The organism is Corynebacterium callunae DSM 20147, assembly GCF_000344785.1.
GTDB classification, from domain to species: Bacteria; Actinomycetota; Actinomycetes; order Mycobacteriales; family Mycobacteriaceae; genus Corynebacterium; species Corynebacterium callunae.
The window spans coordinates 2,822,935-2,839,551 of sequence record NC_020506.1 but is presented as its reverse complement, the minus strand read 5'-3'; the positions used below and the strand labels follow the sequence as shown (position 1 = coordinate 2,839,551).

At 53.2% G+C, this 16,617-nt stretch carries 14 protein-coding genes; 8 read left to right on the top strand and 6 right to left on the bottom strand.

The features are described from left to right. Positions 1–883: 883 nt before the first annotated feature. The 8 genes from rpmH (at position 884) to H924_RS13075 (ending at position 6,552) form a co-directional block, all read left to right on the top strand. Positions 884–1,027, top strand: coding sequence for a 50S ribosomal protein L34 (rpmH, locus tag H924_RS13105; protein ID WP_003855320.1), 144 nt, complete (start codon positions 884–886; stop codon positions 1,025–1,027). A 31-nt stretch (positions 1,028–1,058) separates the two neighbouring features. Next, positions 1,059–1,466, top strand: a complete 408-nt coding sequence (gene rnpA / locus H924_RS13100) for a ribonuclease P protein component (RefSeq protein ID WP_015652443.1) — start codon at positions 1,059–1,061, stop codon at positions 1,464–1,466. 7 nt (positions 1,467–1,473) lie between these two features. Next, on the top strand, positions 1,474–1,746 hold the full coding sequence (gene yidD, locus H924_RS14020; protein WP_245533931.1) for a membrane protein insertion efficiency factor YidD: 273 nt from the start codon (positions 1,474–1,476) through the stop codon (positions 1,744–1,746). A 96-nt stretch (positions 1,747–1,842) separates the two neighbouring features. Next, positions 1,843–2,796, top strand: coding sequence for a membrane protein insertase YidC (gene yidC, locus H924_RS13095; RefSeq protein WP_015652441.1), 954 nt, complete (start codon positions 1,843–1,845; stop codon positions 2,794–2,796). Between the two features lie 205 nt (positions 2,797–3,001). Continuing rightward, entirely contained in the window at positions 3,002–3,631 is a 630-nt protein-coding gene (gene rsmG, locus H924_RS13090; protein ID WP_015652440.1) for a 16S rRNA (guanine(527)-N(7))-methyltransferase RsmG, read from the top strand. 127 nt (positions 3,632–3,758) lie between these two features. Continuing rightward, positions 3,759–4,682, top strand: a complete 924-nt coding sequence (locus tag H924_RS13085; RefSeq protein WP_015652439.1) for a ParA family protein — start codon at positions 3,759–3,761, stop codon at positions 4,680–4,682. A 60-nt stretch (positions 4,683–4,742) separates the two neighbouring features. Then, a complete protein-coding gene (locus H924_RS13080) occupies positions 4,743–5,900 on the top strand; it encodes a ParB/RepB/Spo0J family partition protein (RefSeq protein ID WP_015652438.1) in 1,158 nt (385 codons plus the stop codon). A gap of 16 nt (positions 5,901–5,916) precedes the next feature. Continuing rightward, on the top strand, positions 5,917–6,552 hold the full coding sequence (locus H924_RS13075; RefSeq protein WP_015652437.1) for a hypothetical protein: 636 nt from the start codon (positions 5,917–5,919) through the stop codon (positions 6,550–6,552). A 53-nt stretch (positions 6,553–6,605) separates the two neighbouring features. Here H924_RS13075 and H924_RS13070 read toward each other — a convergent pair whose 3' ends face one another. The 6 genes from H924_RS13070 to H924_RS13045 form a co-directional block, all read right to left on the bottom strand. Further along, complete coding sequence (locus H924_RS13070; protein WP_015652436.1) at positions 6,606–7,796, bottom strand: N-acetylmuramoyl-L-alanine amidase; 1,191 nt, start codon at positions 7,794–7,796, stop codon at positions 6,606–6,608. Positions 7,797–7,899: 103 nt separating this feature from the next. Then, a complete protein-coding gene (trxA, locus tag H924_RS13065) occupies positions 7,900–8,223 on the bottom strand; it encodes a thioredoxin (protein WP_015652435.1) in 324 nt (107 codons plus the stop codon). A gap of 178 nt (positions 8,224–8,401) precedes the next feature. After that, positions 8,402–9,355 (bottom strand): thioredoxin-disulfide reductase, encoded by a 954-nt coding sequence (gene trxB / locus H924_RS13060; RefSeq protein WP_015652434.1) that lies wholly within the window; start codon positions 9,353–9,355, stop codon positions 8,402–8,404. Positions 9,356–9,531: 176 nt separating this feature from the next. Next, positions 9,532–10,182, bottom strand: a complete 651-nt coding sequence (locus H924_RS13055) for a sigma-70 family RNA polymerase sigma factor (RefSeq protein WP_015652433.1) — start codon at positions 10,180–10,182, stop codon at positions 9,532–9,534. A gap of 340 nt (positions 10,183–10,522) precedes the next feature. Further along, the gene (gene murJ / locus H924_RS13050) at positions 10,523–13,954 is read right to left on the bottom strand and encodes a murein biosynthesis integral membrane protein MurJ (protein WP_015652432.1); all 3,432 of its coding nucleotides are present in this window, start codon (positions 13,952–13,954) and stop codon (positions 10,523–10,525) included. 71 nt (positions 13,955–14,025) lie between these two features. Further along, positions 14,026–16,590: a hypothetical protein gene (locus H924_RS13045; RefSeq protein ID WP_015652431.1), complete on the bottom strand. Its 2,565-nt coding sequence runs from the start codon at positions 16,588–16,590 to the stop codon at positions 14,026–14,028. Positions 16,591–16,617: the final 27 nt, after the last annotated feature.

Sequence of the window (16,617 nt, the reverse complement as noted above, 5' to 3'; positions counted from 1 at the left end):
TATTTCGGGTATCTCCTTATGGCGAAACTTGATCTTTTTGACGCCCTTTGCGGATGCAAAGGAATTAAATTCAGCCGTGTTTTTGAAGGCGTGGAAATTACAAAAAACACAAAATTTTCCGCATTGTTATCCACCGGACGTCTGGGGTGTTTCTACAAGCGCTTCCACACCTTGAAACGTCTCTCACCATTGTTTCCACAATGTTGTCCACAGCTGTGGATAACTTTCCTAAATTCATTTATCCACAGGATAGCCTATACCTTGTGGAATTTATGCATCATTTCAGAAATTGCGTCTACCTGCGGTTTTATTGGTCTGACCCATGAGTTGAGGGTTAGTTGTCCGTGTTATCCACAGGTAGAAGTTTCCACAACCTGTTAATGATGTGTGCTGTTTTTATTGTTACTCCCAGTTCAATCCACATGTCCAACCCTTGTGAATAGTTTTTAAGGCCGTGGCAGGTTTTGCTGCATTGCGCCCCGCAAAGGGCGGCGTCGAAAAGCGTTTGGGCGGGCGATTTAGGCTCTCACCTGTAGTTAATGCCACGTTTGTAATTACGGGTGCCCCCGTCGAATTGCAATTGGACCGATTTGTTTTCGCAGGTCAACTTCCCGTAAGCTAAACCAGTCTGTCACATCGAATTGAATTGGATTTTTACCCCAAAATCTCCAATCACAACGAATGTGCTTTGAGAGCAGCACTTCACATGGAGTGCAGCGGCGGGTTCAACCATGAAACCGCATCTCATTAATAAATCATCCAACGTTGGGTGATCGTTCCCCCGGAATCGGGCTGCTGCGAGACTATTTCCACAGGTCTTTGTAAATGTCGTCCAACCGGTGTGTCCGGTGATCTGACAACAAAATATTTAGGAGTGTTTAACGTGGCAAAGGGAAAGCGGACGTTCCAGCCGAACAACCGTCGTCGTGCACGTGTTCACGGCTTCCGTCTTCGTATGCGTACCCGTGCAGGTCGTGCAATTGTTGCTGCACGTCGCCGTAAGGGTCGCGCAAAGCTGACCGCGTAATCGCGTCACCACTTTTTAAGGTGTCGGCACAGTGCTTCCTGCGCAAAACAAACTGAACTCATCCCTGCAATTTCGCACGGTACTGAGAAAAGGGCGTCGTGCAGGAAGCAAAACTGTTGTAGTACACCTGTGGGATAGTGCCGAATCGCTGGATTCTACCAATAATCAAGGCAATGTTGCCTCTTTTGGTGGACCACGATTCGGCCTTATCGTTTCAAAAGCCGTCGGAAACGCGGTGATTCGTCACCGTACCTCCCGACGGCTTCGTCATGTCTGCACACAAATTGTGGCCAATAATCCAGAGCTGCTCTCCCCCACTCACCACATTGTGATTAGGGCTTTAGCAGCAGCTGGGCAGGCAAGTTCTGCAGATCTCGAAAGAGATATCGTCTATGGACTAGGAAAAGCACAACGTGTGCGCCCCAAAAACAACAGGTGAACAACCTCTGGAGATTCCGGCACCTCAAGGCTTGCCAGCTAAAGCAGCAGCCTCTGCCATTCGTTTCTACCAAAAGTATCTTTCAGCACTTAAGATGGGTTCGACCTGTCGTTTTGATCCCGTGTGCAGCACCTATGCCTTGCACGCGGTTTCAGTACACGGGGCACTTAAAGGAACTATTCTCGCCAGCGCTCGGTTAGCTAAATGTGGACCTTGGCATCCTGGAGGATACGATCCTGTGCCTAAACGCGGATTTTGGTTCACGGAAACAGTGACCTAAAACCAAAGACTTGGCTATTTTCGCAGGTGAAAGCTCAAGAAACTCAGCCACATAAGTACATAGTCCCCATTAACAATCGAGGAGTATCGACTCACAGTGCTCAATTTCATCTATTGGCCGATTTCGGCCATCCTGTGGTTCTGGCATAAGGCATTTAGCCTTGTGCTGAGCCCGGATTCCGGACTCACATGGGCTTTGTCGATCATGTTCCTGACCTTCACCGTTCGTCTGGTGTTGGTCAAGCCTATGGTTAACACCATGCGCTCCCAGCGCAAGATGCAAGACATGGCTCCAAAAATGCAGGCCATTCGCGAAAAATACAAAAATGACCAGCAGAAGATGATGGAGGAAACCCGCAAGCTCCAAAAGGACATGGGTGTTAACCCAATTGCGGGCTGTCTGCCAATGTTGGTGCAGATTCCAGTGTTTATTGGTCTGTTCCACGTGCTGCGTTCCTTCAACCGCACCGGCGAAGGTGTCGGCCAGCTGGGTATGACTGTCGAGCAAAACGCCAACACCGCAAACTACATCTTCGGTGTTCCTGAGGTGCAGTCCTTCCTCAAGGCAGACCTCTTTGGTGCGCCACTGTCGGCATATATCACCATGCCAACCGAAGCTTTCGACGCTTTCCGCGGCCTCGATGTTTCCCGCTTGAACATTGCGCTTGTTGCAGCTCCAATGATTTTGATCATCGTTGTTGCAACCCACATGAACGCACGTTTGTCCGTGAATCGCCAGGAAGCCCGCAAGGCAGCTGGCAAGCAGCAGGCTCCTGCCAATGACCAAATGGCTATGCAGATGCAGATGATGAACAAGATGATGCTCTGGTTCATGCCAGCAACCATTTTGTTCACCGGCTTCATCTGGACCATCGGTTTGTTGGTCTACATGATGGCCAACAACGTGTGGACCTTCTTCCAGCAGCGTTATATCTTCGGCAAGATGGATGCTGAAGAAGAAGCCGAAGAGCAGGCAAAGCGCGAAGCAAAGCGTTCCACCGCTCCAAAGCCTGGCGCAAAGCCAGAAAATCCAAAGAAGCGTAAGAAGTAAAAAGCTTTTTTACTGGCCGTCAACCTCCACCGAGGTTGGCGGCCAGTTTTTTATTTGGCAGGTGGAATAAGACCCGGAGTGCGCAGCATAAGAGCCCCCAAAAGACGCCGTGGGCACTATTTAAGCTACCGGCGCTAAAGCTCTAATCCAGTTGTCGTTATAGTTGTAGTTTGTACCGCTAGCACTCTTTAAGGAGAGCCTTTTCATGACAACGCCACCAGCAGCCGCTGAACTTTTTGGGGATAACCTCGACAAGGCAATTGCTTATCACGAATCGCTAGCAAGCGATGGTTCAATTCGTGGCTTTATCGGACCTCGCGAAGTGCCCCGTCTGTGGGATCGCCACATTCTCAACTGCGGTGTTATTGGCGAGGCCATGGATCAGGGCATCACAGTTGCAGATATCGGATCAGGTGCCGGACTGCCAGGTATCCCGCTCGCCATTGCGCGCCCAGATCTCAACATCACGCTCATTGAACCTTTGCTCAAGCGCTCGGTTTATCTCAACGAGGTAAAAGAGGCACTGGGCTTGGATAATGTCACTGTTATTCGAGGTCGTGCTGAGGAAAAAGCAGTACGCAAGCAGGTCGGTTTGGTTGATGTTGTTACCTCCCGCGCAGTAGCGCCTTTGGGCAAGCTGGCTGGTTGGTCTTTGCCCTTGACCAAAATCGGCGGACGCATGATTGCCATGAAGGGCTCGAGCGTGGCCGAGGAAATTGAACGCGACGCTAAAGAAATTGCGAAGGCTGGCGGCGCAGATGTGGCAGTCTTTGAGGTGGGAGCCGCACTTTTGAGTGAGCCCACCACCTTGATTTCAATTCGTCGTGAGAAGTAATTTCCCCATAAAACTGGGCGAATAATTTTCACCCACTCACAGTTCGAACAACTGTGGTGGAATGGATAGGGCTTTAAGCATTAATGTGGATGTGATCCACAAGGAGATAAAGGGATGGAACACGTCGATGGATGACAATACCTGGGAAGACACACCAATTGCTGCGGCAGCTCGTCGCGCAGCGCAGGTGATGACCCCCAATTCCCTGAGCTTGCCAAAGCCGAAGGAACCCCGGTTGATCACCATTGCCAACCAAAAAGGCGGAGTGGGAAAAACCACCTCTACCGTTAACTTGGCAGCTTCTTTGGCTATTCACGGCCTAAAAGTGTTGGTTGTTGATCTTGACCCACAGGGCAATGCATCCACCGCACTAGGTGTGGAGCACCGCTCTGGCACCCTTTCAAGCTATGAACTACTCATTGGTGAATGCACCGCTGAAGAAGCGATGCAGCCTTCCACCGCCAATGAAAACCTTTTCTGCATCCCAGCTACTTTGGATTTGGCCGGTGCGGAAATTGAATTGGTAAGCCTGGTCCGCCGTGAATACCGCCTGGCAGATGCCCTGGGCCGGGATTTTATTGAGGAACACGGCTTTGATTACCTCATTATTGACTGCCCACCATCTCTTGGACTGCTCACCATTAACGCTATGACCGCGGTTAATGAGGTGCTCATTCCTATTCAGTGTGAGTATTACGCACTGGAGGGCGTGGGTCAGTTGCTTAACAACATCACCATGTTGCGTCAGCACCTCAACCGCGAGCTGCATATTTCGGCAATTTTGCTGACGATGTACGATGCCCGCACTAACCTGGCGGAGCAGGTAGCCACTGAGGTGAACTCCCACTTCGGTGAGGTTGTTTTGAAGAATAAGATTCCTCGTTCGGTGAAGGTTTCGGAAGCTCCGGGTTATGGTCAGACAGTTATTGAATATGATCCAGGTTCTCGTGGAGCTATGGCTTATTTGGATGCTGCTAAGGAACTTGCGCTGCGCGGAGATTTCCAACCCAGTGCCGAATCTGGTCCGATCGGCCTAAAACCTGCGCAATAGCAGTAAACTTCTTTAGATACGAAAAATCATCATGCTGTACGAAAGGTGCGTCTAAGAGCGATGGCCCAGAACAAGGGTTCCGACAAGTCCCAGGCGGAAAAGCGTAAGGGCGGTCTGGGGCGCGGTCTGGCCGCACTTATTCCCTCAGGCCCGAGTAACTCCCCCGGCCTAGGTGGTGGAGCGGCTGACATTATCCTCGGTGGTACCGTGGGTGCGCGTCGCACCGCTGAACAGGCAAAAAAGCCAAAGCCAGCAGTTGTGCCACCAGTTGAAGCACAACCAGCTGCACCCCAAGCAGATGAAAAGCCAGCCCAGCCGGAGGCTCAACCAGCAGCCACCCCGACGACTCAGGAAACCCCAGCCTCCCCGGCCTCCCCTGCGGCGGCCCGGGAGCCGCAGAGTGGGGCGTCGACAAGCGAATTTGGGGCTACCTATTTAGAGATCCCCATTGAGCAGATCCGCCCAAATCCGCAGCAGCCAAGGGTTGAATTTGATCCGCAGGCGCTGGATGAACTGGTGCATTCGATCAGTGAATTTGGTCTTATGCAGCCGATTGTGGTTCGTAAAGCTGCTGAGGGTTATGAGCTCATTATGGGTGAACGCCGTTGGCGTGCATCCAAACGTGCTGGTCTAGACGTTATTCCTGCCATCGTTCGGGAAACTGAAGATGGCGCCATGCTGCGTGACGCGCTGCTGGAAAATATCCACAGGGTACAACTTAATCCTTTGGAAGAGGCTGCTGCCTACCAGCAGTTGCTTGAGGAATTTGGTGTTACGCAGGCAGAACTAGCCGATAAGTTGGGCCGTTCCCGTCCGGTGATTACCAATATGATTCGCCTCCTCGGTTTGCCGCTTAATGTACAGACTAAGGTGGCAGCCGGCGTACTTTCTGCAGGTCACGCCCGTGCTTTACTTGGCCTTAAGGCCGGCGAGCAAGCGCAAGAGGAGCTGGCTACCCGCATTATTGCCGAGGGTCTTTCAGTGCGCGCTACCGAAGAGGTCGTGTTGCTGCACAACCGCGGTGACCACGAGGAAAAGAAGCCACCACGTGCCAAGACTGCGACTCCTGAGGTGTTTACCCGTGCGGCGGAATCCTTGGCCGATAATTTGGATACCAAGGTTTCTGTCATGATGGGCAAGCGCAAGGGCAAGCTCGTGGTGGAATTTGGGGATAAGGATGACTTTGAGCGCATCATGTCCCTTATCCAGGGACGTTAATCTGCGGGCGAGCTAAATGATGCACGCTGCCCTCTTCCCCATCACACCCGACCACCTTGATGAGGTCCATCCCCAGGCCCGGAAATCGGTGTTCTGGGAGTTTGCGCCGGAGACGGTGGCCAAAACCGATGCCGCCTTCGAGAAGGAAGCGTGGCTGTCTACCACCCTTTTAGCGGAGGGTAGCTGCGGTTTTAATATCGGTTACCGCAATGGCACCGCGGCGATCGCCACCATCATCTTCTGCGATCGCAGCTCCGCGCCGGGCGCCCAAGCCCTACCCAGCGCCCCCATTTCCGAAGACGCCGCCATCATTAGCAGCCTTTTTATTGAAGAGGTTTTCCGGGGCGTGGGCATGGAAGCAGCGCTTCTCGACGCGGCTCTCATGGAGCTTATTAAGCGGGACTACCCCGCCGTCGAGGCGTTTGGGTTACGTGCTGACGCACCCCTCCCGGAAACCGGGAGGCTGCGCAAAATTGTGAAAAAGCGCTACAAAATCGGACTTATTGATTTTGAAGCGCTGCGTTCTGCAGGTTTTGAAGTTGTAGCAGATCACCCTGTGTTGCCACGCCTGCGTATGGAATTGCCACCTGCCAGTGGCATGCTTGCTGCCAAAGAGGCGCAAATTATGTTGGCGGAAATGGGAGCTTTTTAAATAACAGTAGAGCCCAGCGCGAGAAACTCTCGGGCTGGGCTCTACTACGTTTGTTAAGACGCGTTTTCGGACTTGAGAAGCTCGCTGAACTTAAAAGAACCAGTCTTTGGCTGTTCGGCCTCATCTAGGAGGTAGAGGCGCTTCACGGCCACCACAATGGCCTCTGCGATACGGTCACGCATCTTGGGGTCAGTCAGCACCGCTAGATCACCAGGATTGGTGAGGTAGCCGGTGACGATCTCCACCATTGGCATGCGGGTCAGGCGCAAAAGCTCCCAGGTGCGTGCATGGCTGCCACAGTTGGTCAGCGGGGTGCGCGCCACAATTTCCTTTTGCACATAACCGGAGAGAGTTTCACCGGTTAGTGAGTTGGTGCCATTTTCTGAACCAAAGTAGAAGCTGGCTACGCCATTGGCTTTTTCATTGGGGTAGGAATCGCATTTGAGGCTGAGCATAAGATCAGCGCCAAAAGCATTGGCAATGGAGGCGCGGTCACGGCTGCTGGGATCATCCATATGCGGGCGCGAGAGGATGGTTTCCATACCTGCTGCGATCATTCGGCCTTCGAGGCGAGTAGCAAGATCCCAGAGGATTTCCGATTCAGAAATCTCACCATAAGGGCCTTTAACAAGCTGTCCCTTATTGCTTCCACCGAGGGCAGGATCAATAACCACACGCTTGCCGGCCAAACGTGGGCCAGCGCTGCGCATACGCTCACGCTCACGGATAGCCTGTGCGGAACCGCCCTTAATGCGCAGTCCGAGGCGGGACAGCGCACGGATGGTTTCTGGGCCACAGATGCCATCTGCTTGCATGCCGTAGTTGAGCTGGTAGTTCATGACGGCCTTGTGGGTGATTTCACCAAAGTGGCCATCCACACGGTCGGTATAAAAGCCCAGCTCTTGGAGTTGGGTTTGGATTTCGACGACGTCATCGCCGACCAGCTGATTGCCAGGCTGGTAGGACAAGACACGGGTACCCAGGGTATAAGAAGCTTCGCGAAGGACTCGCAGGGTGAGATCGTCGATCAGTCCAGAAGGCACGATTCCGCGGGCCTGCTGGAAAGATTTAATGCTGAAGCTGAGGTCCTCGTCGAAAAGCGTTTCTTCTTCGTGGAACTTTGGGGATTCAGTCTTGGCAGAGACATCCCGGGCATAGCCTTCAATCACGCCAAGGCGTGCGAGCGTAGTGCGAACTTCGGCTACGCGTGGGCTGCGATCGCCGACACTCAGGACGTTGGACACCCTGCTCCTTTCATATTTCTTCTTAAAAAACCCATGGGTAGCGGGGTTTTGTGGAATCTTCATGTTGGAATGTCTTTCCAACGGAATTTAGACAGACTACCAGTTAGAGGTGCTGTTCTAGTTTTTCCACAATCTCGCCCTTAGGACGCAATCCCACAAACTCATCAACCTTCTGACCGTTTTTGAAAATGAGTACTGAAGGGATGGACATAATCTGGAACATTGCACCCAGGGTACGTTCTGCATCTACGTCAACACTAGCGACAACAGCCTTATCGCCATATTCGCCAGCGATCTCTTCAATGATGGGGCTGAGCTTCTTGCAAGGCCCACACCACTCAGCCCAAAAATCTACAATAACTGGCTTATCGGAATCAATGACGGTGGACTTAAAAGTCTCTTCGGTAACAGCAACAACGTTGCTCATGGTGTTTCTCCTCTAGATGTGACAATGAATAATAAAAACAGCTTTATTTAGCCCGTTAGTCATTGATACACGGTTTCAATTAAGGCTAACTGTGAATCTCTCAGCTAGCTCTTAAGAATGGCAACGAAATGGCCACAGGATGGCAACATTTTGCCTCCCTGTGGCCGTTTAGTAAGGGTTAGCCTAGTGCGGCGAGATAGTGCTCAGCGTCAATGGCAGCACGGCATCCCGAACCAGCAGCGGTAATAGCCTGCTGGTAGTGGCTATCAACCAGGTCACCAGCGGCAAAAACGCCATCCAGGTTGGTGCGGGTGGAAGGCTCTGCAACCAGCACATAGTTGGCAGGATCCAGCTCAACCTGGCCCTTGATCATCTCGGAACGAGGGTCATGTCCAATGGCCACGAACATCGCAGTGACATCAAGAACAGACTCTTCACCAGTGACGGTGTCCTTCAGCTTCAGGCCCTTTACCTTGCCTTCGCCTTCGAGGACCTCTTCAACGGCTTTGTTGGTAACAAAGCGGATCTTTTCATTTTGCTGTGCGCGCTCCAGCATGATGGCGCTGGCGCGGAACTCTTCACGTCGGTGCACGATGGTCACGCTGCGTGCGAACTTGGTAAGGAAGGTGGCTTCTTCCATTGCGGAATCGCCACCGCCGATAACAGCAATGTCTTGGTCGCGGAAGAAGAAACCATCGCAGGTAGCGCAGGCAGAAACGCCGCGGCCGAGCAATTCCTTCTCGCCCTGAACACCTAGGTAACGAGGTGCAGAACCCATGGCCAAGATGACAGCGCGAGCCTGGAATTCCTCATCGCCAACCCAGATGTTCTTAATCTCACCGGTGAGGTCAACGCGGTCAACAAGCTCCATGCGCATATCGGTACCAAAGCGCTCGGCCTGAGCACGCATGTTTTCCATAAGCTCAGGGCCCATAATGCCGTTTTCAAAACCAGGGAAGTTCTCCACCTCGGTGGTGGTCATAAGGGATCCACCGAATTCATAACCTTCAAACATGATGGGCTTGAGGTCAGCGCGGGCGGCATAAACAGCTGCGGTATAGCCAGCTGGGCCGGAGCCAATGATGGCAACATCGTGAATGGTGGGGGTTGCTGCAGATTGTTCTTCAGACATTGATTTCCTAATTCCCTCTTGGTGCTTTTTGTGAGTGCAGGTGCTCTGCACATCTCACCTTAAATTCTAGGTGCTTTAATCAAACCACCCTATTTGTGGAGCTGTCATAGTCAACGCTATGGCAGGGCAAAAAGGTTCCCACTGGTTGAAATGTCACAGGCTGCGCACGGTGTTTGCTATTTCACATTTAGGGCCTGATCGTTTTGTAGCTGTGCATTTTTTTCACAGCGAGGCGGCTGATCTTCCCCCAAAAAATCAGTATGCAAAAGTTCTCGAAGAATTTTTCGCCCGCGCCCCCGCCGCGATTTAATGGTTCCCACTTTGACGCCTTCAATTTCAGCAACTTCCTCAATGCTATATCCGCCCAAATCCACCAAAATTAAGGCGATTCTTTGATCTGGGTGCAAGGTATCAATTGCTTGCCGGATAGTGAGTGCTACATCGAGGTATCCCAGTGGATCGATAGCTAGCCGCGGATCATCGTCAAGATTGGTGGTTGGTTCATCCAATACCGCGAGTTCACAGCGGCTGCGATGTTTGGCCCAGTCCCATCCAGAATTGAGGACAAGTTTATGGAGCCAAGTTCCCAATGCTGCTTCGGCACGGAAGTGGTGCATATTGCGACTAGCTCTAAAAAGCGCTTCTTGGAGAATATCTTGAGTGTCTTCAGGTTTACGGCCATATCTTTGAGCGGCGTGCAGCATATGGCGGTGATGTCTTTTAATGATGCTGCCAAAGGCATCCGGATCGCCGGAAACAAAGTTTTTTACTAGTTGTGCATCACTAAGGTCGGAACTGATGGCAGTCGGCTGTGGTAACACTTTCATGGGGCCCCCGGCGTGCAATGGGATACACTCCGTATCCCAGTTGAATGTCGCTGTGAGGTTTAGTATCGGTGCTACTTCCCTACCTTCAATACCCACCACAGTGGGAGGTGTAGAACAGGATCTACCAATCCTTAAGGTGATTTAAGCGGTGGCAGACCCAATGAGCAGGTTTATGCCCATTTGCTCTCAGAGACTCTTAAGCACGCACTTAGGCAACGCAACACAGTGTAACCCCAAGCCAGTTGCACCCAGTCGGGGTTGAAAAACCACCTGAAATAACAAAAACCAGCTGCCTCGTTTTTTCAAACAAGGCAGCTGGTTCTAACTAAGCCGGAAAAATTTACCAGCCCACAACTTCAACTTCTGCAATCTGCGCTGCAGGATCACTAGCAGCAGAATCTTCAGCGGAAACATCGTCAACCAAGATCACCAAGGACTGCACCTTGCCGGGCAGCTTTGTGGAATCGCCAATGTCATGGCTGAGGTTTTCGCCGGAATATTCCACCTCGCCGATTTCAATGCCCGCGGAAAGTGCAGTGGGCTTCTCATCCTGGAAGGCATAGATCTTCACGGTGGAGTTCACTGCGGTATCGGCGGAAGTTCCAGCACTCAAGATCAAGCGATCCAAGGTGGCAGGGTTTTCTAGCTGCACCAATAAGCCAGTGCCGCCAGTAGAAGTCCAGGCGGTGTCTAGATCAGTGTCAATGACATCAGCTTCGGCAGCACCTGCACCCTCATCCCAGTTGAAGGCTTGGGTAATGGGCAAGTACAAAGGCGGGCCAACTGGTTCAGTGGTTGCACTAGCACTGGCGGATTCCACAGTCGCAAGGGGAGATTCCTCATTATTGCTGCCCAAGAAACTTGTCAGGAAGGCAGTGACCGCAGCAACCATGGACACCAGCAAAATAACCACAATGGCAATGGTTGCCATGCCCTTGAGGGAATAATCGGAGGCACCAAAACCATCACGTTTGGCAGGCTTTGGAGTCTTTTCCTTCTTCACCACCAACTGAGCTGGTTCCTCGGTGAAGAGTCCACAGGTGCGCATGGATAATGCCAAGGCATTAAAATCATCTGCCGGAGCTGGCTCTTCAGTGGAGGCTAGCTTGCGCGCCTGTGCGACCAAATCTTTCACATCATTGGGCGCCGTCTTTTCGTCGATAAGCATCTCAACTGCGGCGGCCAAGCAGCGCGCATCGCGGTGGAAAGTGGACTCCGGCAAAATTGCCGGGAAGGCCAGCACAGCAATGCCGTCTGTGTTAATGCGGATGCGGGACTTATTGTCCAAACCGAGCGCCACACCAGCATTGTGGGCAGCCCCCGTTGCCTCGGAAAGCTCAGCCAAGGCGTAGGCAGCGGCGCGCGGATCGGCGCCATCTTGGGCAACAGCAGCCAGGCTGGAACCTGGCACCCAATCAGCCATAATCAAACAACCATTGCGGTAGGCCTCGGTGCGGATATTTGGCGCAATCGCGGGGCTGTTAAGTGCTGCCAGCTTCTTGGTGCGACGCTGCACCTCATAGGCAATGCCGGCGGCAGCGGCTGGAGAGAGTGCGGCAAAAGGTGCATTGCCGGAGGTATCCACAAAGACCAAGGCAATTTCCTTGCCGGTGGCAATCTCGCGGGCCTGCCAAAAACGAGCACCCTGCACGCCACCGTGATCGGCCAGCAAGCGGAAACGGCCATCAGAAACTGGCGCGCCGGGCACCAAGCGGGGACCGCGCACAATACCGGCAGACATCGGCGGTGGAACTGGCGTGGCGGCAAACTCACTGGAAGCTGCCAACTGGGTGGAGAAGTCTTGTTCGGACACCTCGCCCACATCCAAAGAAATCTTGGAGTTGGGGCGAATGAAGCGGTGCATGCCAGGGATGCGCGTCAAGGCCTGGCCCAGGTTTTGCACCTCTGGCAAACCGGAACGCGATAGCACCAAGCCGGTGACGATGAGGAAGAAAACACCTAACACACCAAGGAAGAGCAGATAACCAACGGAGCCCAAAGTGCCCAGCAGGAAATCGCCCATGATGGCTTGGATAATCCAGCTCAAAACCCACGCCGCAGCAGCACCTGCCACCGCGGAACCAAGTGCCCACAGGGAAGTCTTTGCCAAAGAGCGCATGCCCAAAAGACCAAGCTTCTTACGCAGCAAATAAGCGCCGATAACAGCACCGGTAATAAAGCTGAAACCATTGGCTGCACCCAGCAACACCACCACACGCTCCGGGGAGCTGGAGAGCATTGGAGCAAGCAGGGAAAGCACAACCTTGGTGGCGGTGATTCCGGCGATGATGAAAGTTGGTGTCCACACTTCCTCGCGGGCATAAAACACACGCAGATGTAGCAGCACCAAGGAATAAGGGATCAGGGTGAAAGCAGAGAAACTTAAAGTCCAGCCCAAGATATTGGCGGCATTGGAATCAAATTGGCCATAGGCAAAAAGCGCATTGGCAATAGGAACACCAAAGGCGGTGAAGAACACCACGATCGGAATCAGGGCAATAAAAGTGAGTTTGGAGCCGAGTTTAAGATCGGAAACCACTGCCCTATCGTCGCCTTCTGCAGCGTTACGCGATAGGCGCGGCATGATGGCAGTAAGCAGCGTAACGCCGATAATTCCATAAGGAACCTGCAACAGCATCCAATGCTGTTGGTAAATAAATGGCGCGGCATCATCAGCCAAGGAAGCGATACGAGTGGTGATGATATAGCCAAATTGGGAGATGCCCACATAGACGATAATCGCCAAGGCCATGCCACCAAATTGCTTGAGGCGGGCATCAATTCCCCACAGCGGGCGCATATCAATCCCGGCGCGACGCAGATAAGGAACCATGATCAGACATTGCGCGACAATGCCCAAGGTGGTGCCAATGCCCAGGAATAGAATCTGTGGATCAAAAATGCTGACATGTTGATCTGGGTACAAACGTGCAGGCCACAGCATGTAAATGCCTAAGACTGCCAGGGTGATTACATTGTTGACCACGGGCGCCCAGGCACCTGGCTTAAAGATTTCACGTGTATTAAGCACTGCCATAAACAGTGCAAAGAGTCCATAGAAGAAAATCTGTGGCAGCAGCCAATAGGCAAATGCCGTGGACATCACCACGTTGACCTGGCCCTCAGAAGAAAGCATCATCCGAGTCAGTAGTGGCGCGCCAATAATGGACAAGATGGTCACACCACCCAGCAGTGTCACCGAGAGTGTCAGCAGGCGTCTAAAGAAGCCAGAGCCGCCATCGGCATCCTCTTTTTCCGCGCGGGTAAGCACCGGAATAACCAAGGATGTCAGCACCGCGCCGAGCACAATTTCAGTGATCAGGTTGGGCAACGTATTAGCCGTATTAAAGGCCGAAGCGATCGCCGGCGACAGTGCCGCACCAATCATGACAGTGCGCAAGAAACCGGTGATACGGCTGAGCAAAGTAGCTAGCGCCATTGAGCCGGTGGAGCGCACCACATCATTGTCACTGGTGGCTGCTTTGCCATGTGGCTTGTTTGCAGAGTTGGCGACCGCGGCAACGTGGGCAGCTGGTGCTGATCTCTGCGCCGATCTCTGCGCGGAAGCCTGCGCGGAAGCCTGAGAAGTTGGGGACGCAGGGGACGCGGGGTACGTTTCCGGGGCGGGCGAGCTTTTCAGCTTGGAACGATCCTCAACGGCGGCTGAGGTTTTCTTGCGAGCCTCCGGCACAGGGGACGGAGGCGTGGGAGGAACAATGCGGGAGCGTTGTCCCACTTGTTGCTCGGGTTGGTGCGCATTGGCAGAACTCACTGGTGACCATTCGTATACATGTGTCCCACTTTGGGCGGAGCACGGCGAATAAGACTATTAGAACGGATACGTTAGCGGGCGCCGGGCGGTTTCGGCGACCCCGACCCATCATCGGCGCGGCCGCTGCGGCTGTGTCCAGACGCTTGTCGACGCCTCCCTGCCCGGACCTTGGGCTGGTCTGAGGGTGCCAGGTTTTTTAGGCGGGCCGCTTTTTTCTTGCGAAAAAAGCGCAAGAATATCAATCCACCCAAGGTGACAATGCCCAAAGCCACAATCGTCATCGTGCCGGTGACATTGGGACGCGGTTGCACCGAAATATCCACCGGCTCACTGATGGTGGCGCCGTCGGGGGAAGCCAACCATAAGGTGAGATCGGTGCGCTCATTGTCATCGGGTAGATCAGCCGTCATCTGCAAGGTGATCGAACCCAGTGCTGGAATACGCACTACGCCTGGGGTATTAATCAGCGCATTATCGGGACCGGAATACAAAATTTGCGTTTCGGTGGGTAGCGGCAAGCCATTTTGCGCCACGATAATCAGCGGCGAGGAATCCGAGGTGCGGGTGTATACATTGCCTGGTGGCAACAAAGCTACCGAGCTGCGCAATTGCTGTAAGGCATCGCGATTGTCATTAAGCACCGTATCGGATTCCGCAGTGGCTGCGCTATGTTGTGCAAAAGAACGGCGATTAATCAGGCTAAGCGCGCGCAAAAGGTCCTGGCGTAACGGTGCCGTAAAGCCATAACGGGTAAGCACAATGCCGGGATCATTAAACATAATGCCGGTGAGGTCATCAATATAGGCTGCTTGCTGAGTTGCACGCAGCACCTCTGATTCTGTTGGCGATGCTGGGTCTGCATAGGGTGCACCAAAAGAGGTTTCATCCGGCAAGCCATCGGTGGTGACGGCCTCGGCAAGTTGGTTGCGTTGCTCTTCATCGGCAGTGAGATATTGCTGCAAAGTAAAGGGGCTGGCTGCTCCGGAATTGATGAGATCTGCAGTGGTATCCAAAAGCATCTCACCATCTGCTCCATCCAAGGTGGCTGAAGGGATTACCAACACTGGGGTCTCAGCATCGCTATTTTCCACTGCCAAACGCAAAGAGGCCTGACCGCTTAAATTACGAGAGGCTGCGGTATCGAGGGAGTAATCATAACGAGAATCCGGATTGGAATAGCCCACTGTTTCTGGATTCTCACCCAAGGTGGCAAGAGTTGCAGACAATGAACCCTGATAGGTCACTGCCGTAATTCCGGTAGCTAAGGCATGGAAACGATCCGCACTAGGAGTGCGCCACACCGTATTCTCCGCCACCAATACCGACACTGGTGTGGTGGGAGTTGGTGCTGCTACCTCACCTGGAGTTGGTTTGGGATTATCCAAAGCACTTTGATCTGAATGTGCCAAAATTTCAGCACTGCCACTTTGAATCTCCCAGGCGTGCTCAGGTGTGCTTTCAGTTGCCGAGGCATCAGCCCAGCCCAAATCTTGAGCCGCATTTGGGCTGATAAAGCCGCTGCCCGGAATAACCACATTGGTTTGGGGGGTAACTCCGAGAATTTCCGTGATAGTGGTGCTGCCACGCTGGATAGCCTCTCGCATCAACCACTGATTATTGGTTTGGTTCACGGCATCCAAATCAGCATTGGCCCAGGGCAAAGCCACTGTGCAACTATCAGCTGCGGCAGTGCGCAGCTTTTCCAAAAACACCGCAGCATCGGCTGAGCCAGAGCCTGGAACACCGACGTTGGGTTGATTATCCGCGGTCCATAAATCACGCAGTCGTTGGCTTTGGCGTACCGTGCTCACGCGGTTTTCTGCGACGGTATAGCCCTGCGTCATGCGTTCGACCACATCGAGCAATTGAGGATCGATAGCCAGACAGGTTGCATCGCGAACTTCTTCTGAAGCTTGCAGGTAGGCGTCGAGAAGCACACTTAAACGGCCTTCGGCCGTCAACTCGCCCGCCAACTCATCCGAACTGACCAGCAGTGGCGGATCTTCGGGCGCGGTGCCAGTCTCCCCGCCGAGCACATGGGTTTGCGCGCTGAGCGGATAAATCATGGTGGTCGGCGTGGCCTCGGTGTCTTTAGTCTCCCCGAGCACCGGCAGCAGGAAACGCTGCGAATCTAAATAACGCGCCACGCCATCCAGCTGACCGGATAGATTAATGCTGATGGGATAGGTGCCAGCCTGGCTGATGGTGAGGCTGTCGGTGGGGATTTCTACCTCAGTTTCCAGGGAATCACCCGGCGCGAGCTCATCATCGAGGGTGAGGTTGGGGCCATAATAAGGGTAATAATCGCTGGTAGCAGCAACGCGTGCGGTAGCTACATCAGCGGAGGCCTCTTGGCGCTGCACTGAGAGCGTAATATTTGTCAGCTCTTCATTGGTGTGATTGGTGATCTTCACCTTCGCAGTGAAGGTCTCCCCCACATTTACACTGAGCTTGTCGGAGGGCATCTCAAAATCGAGGACCTCTACATCAACATCTGAAACTGAATCATCAGCGCGGGCATTTGGGTTTACCCAGAGTTCGCTGACCACGGGATCAGTCGGTTCAACCGGCAAGGGTAAAGCCAGCGCTGAGGCGCCAAAAAGTGCACTTGCACCCAAAATTGTGGTTGCAGTCACACTTGAAATGAGGGCTCGTGACCCCTG

What these genes read in the sequence shown, in the direction of transcription:
- rsmG (WP_015652440.1), top strand. Translation starts at nt 3,002, where the DNA reads ATGACAACGCCACCAGCAGCCGCTGAACTTTTTGGGGATAACCTCGAC.
- H924_RS13085 (WP_015652439.1), top strand. Translation starts at nt 3,759, where the DNA reads ATGGATGACAATACCTGGGAAGACACACCAATTGCTGCGGCAGCTCGT.
- H924_RS13080 (WP_015652438.1), top strand. Translation starts at nt 4,743, where the DNA reads ATGGCCCAGAACAAGGGTTCCGACAAGTCCCAGGCGGAAAAGCGTAAG.
- H924_RS13075 (WP_015652437.1), top strand. Translation starts at nt 5,917, where the DNA reads ATGATGCACGCTGCCCTCTTCCCCATCACACCCGACCACCTTGATGAG.
- trxA (WP_015652435.1), bottom strand. Translation starts at nt 8,223, where the DNA reads ATGAGCAACGTTGTTGCTGTTACCGAAGAGACTTTTAAGTCCACCGTC.
- trxB (WP_015652434.1), bottom strand. Translation starts at nt 9,355, where the DNA reads ATGTCTGAAGAACAATCTGCAGCAACCCCCACCATTCACGATGTTGCC.
- H924_RS13055 (WP_015652433.1), bottom strand. Translation starts at nt 10,182, where the DNA reads ATGAAAGTGTTACCACAGCCGACTGCCATCAGTTCCGACCTTAGTGAT.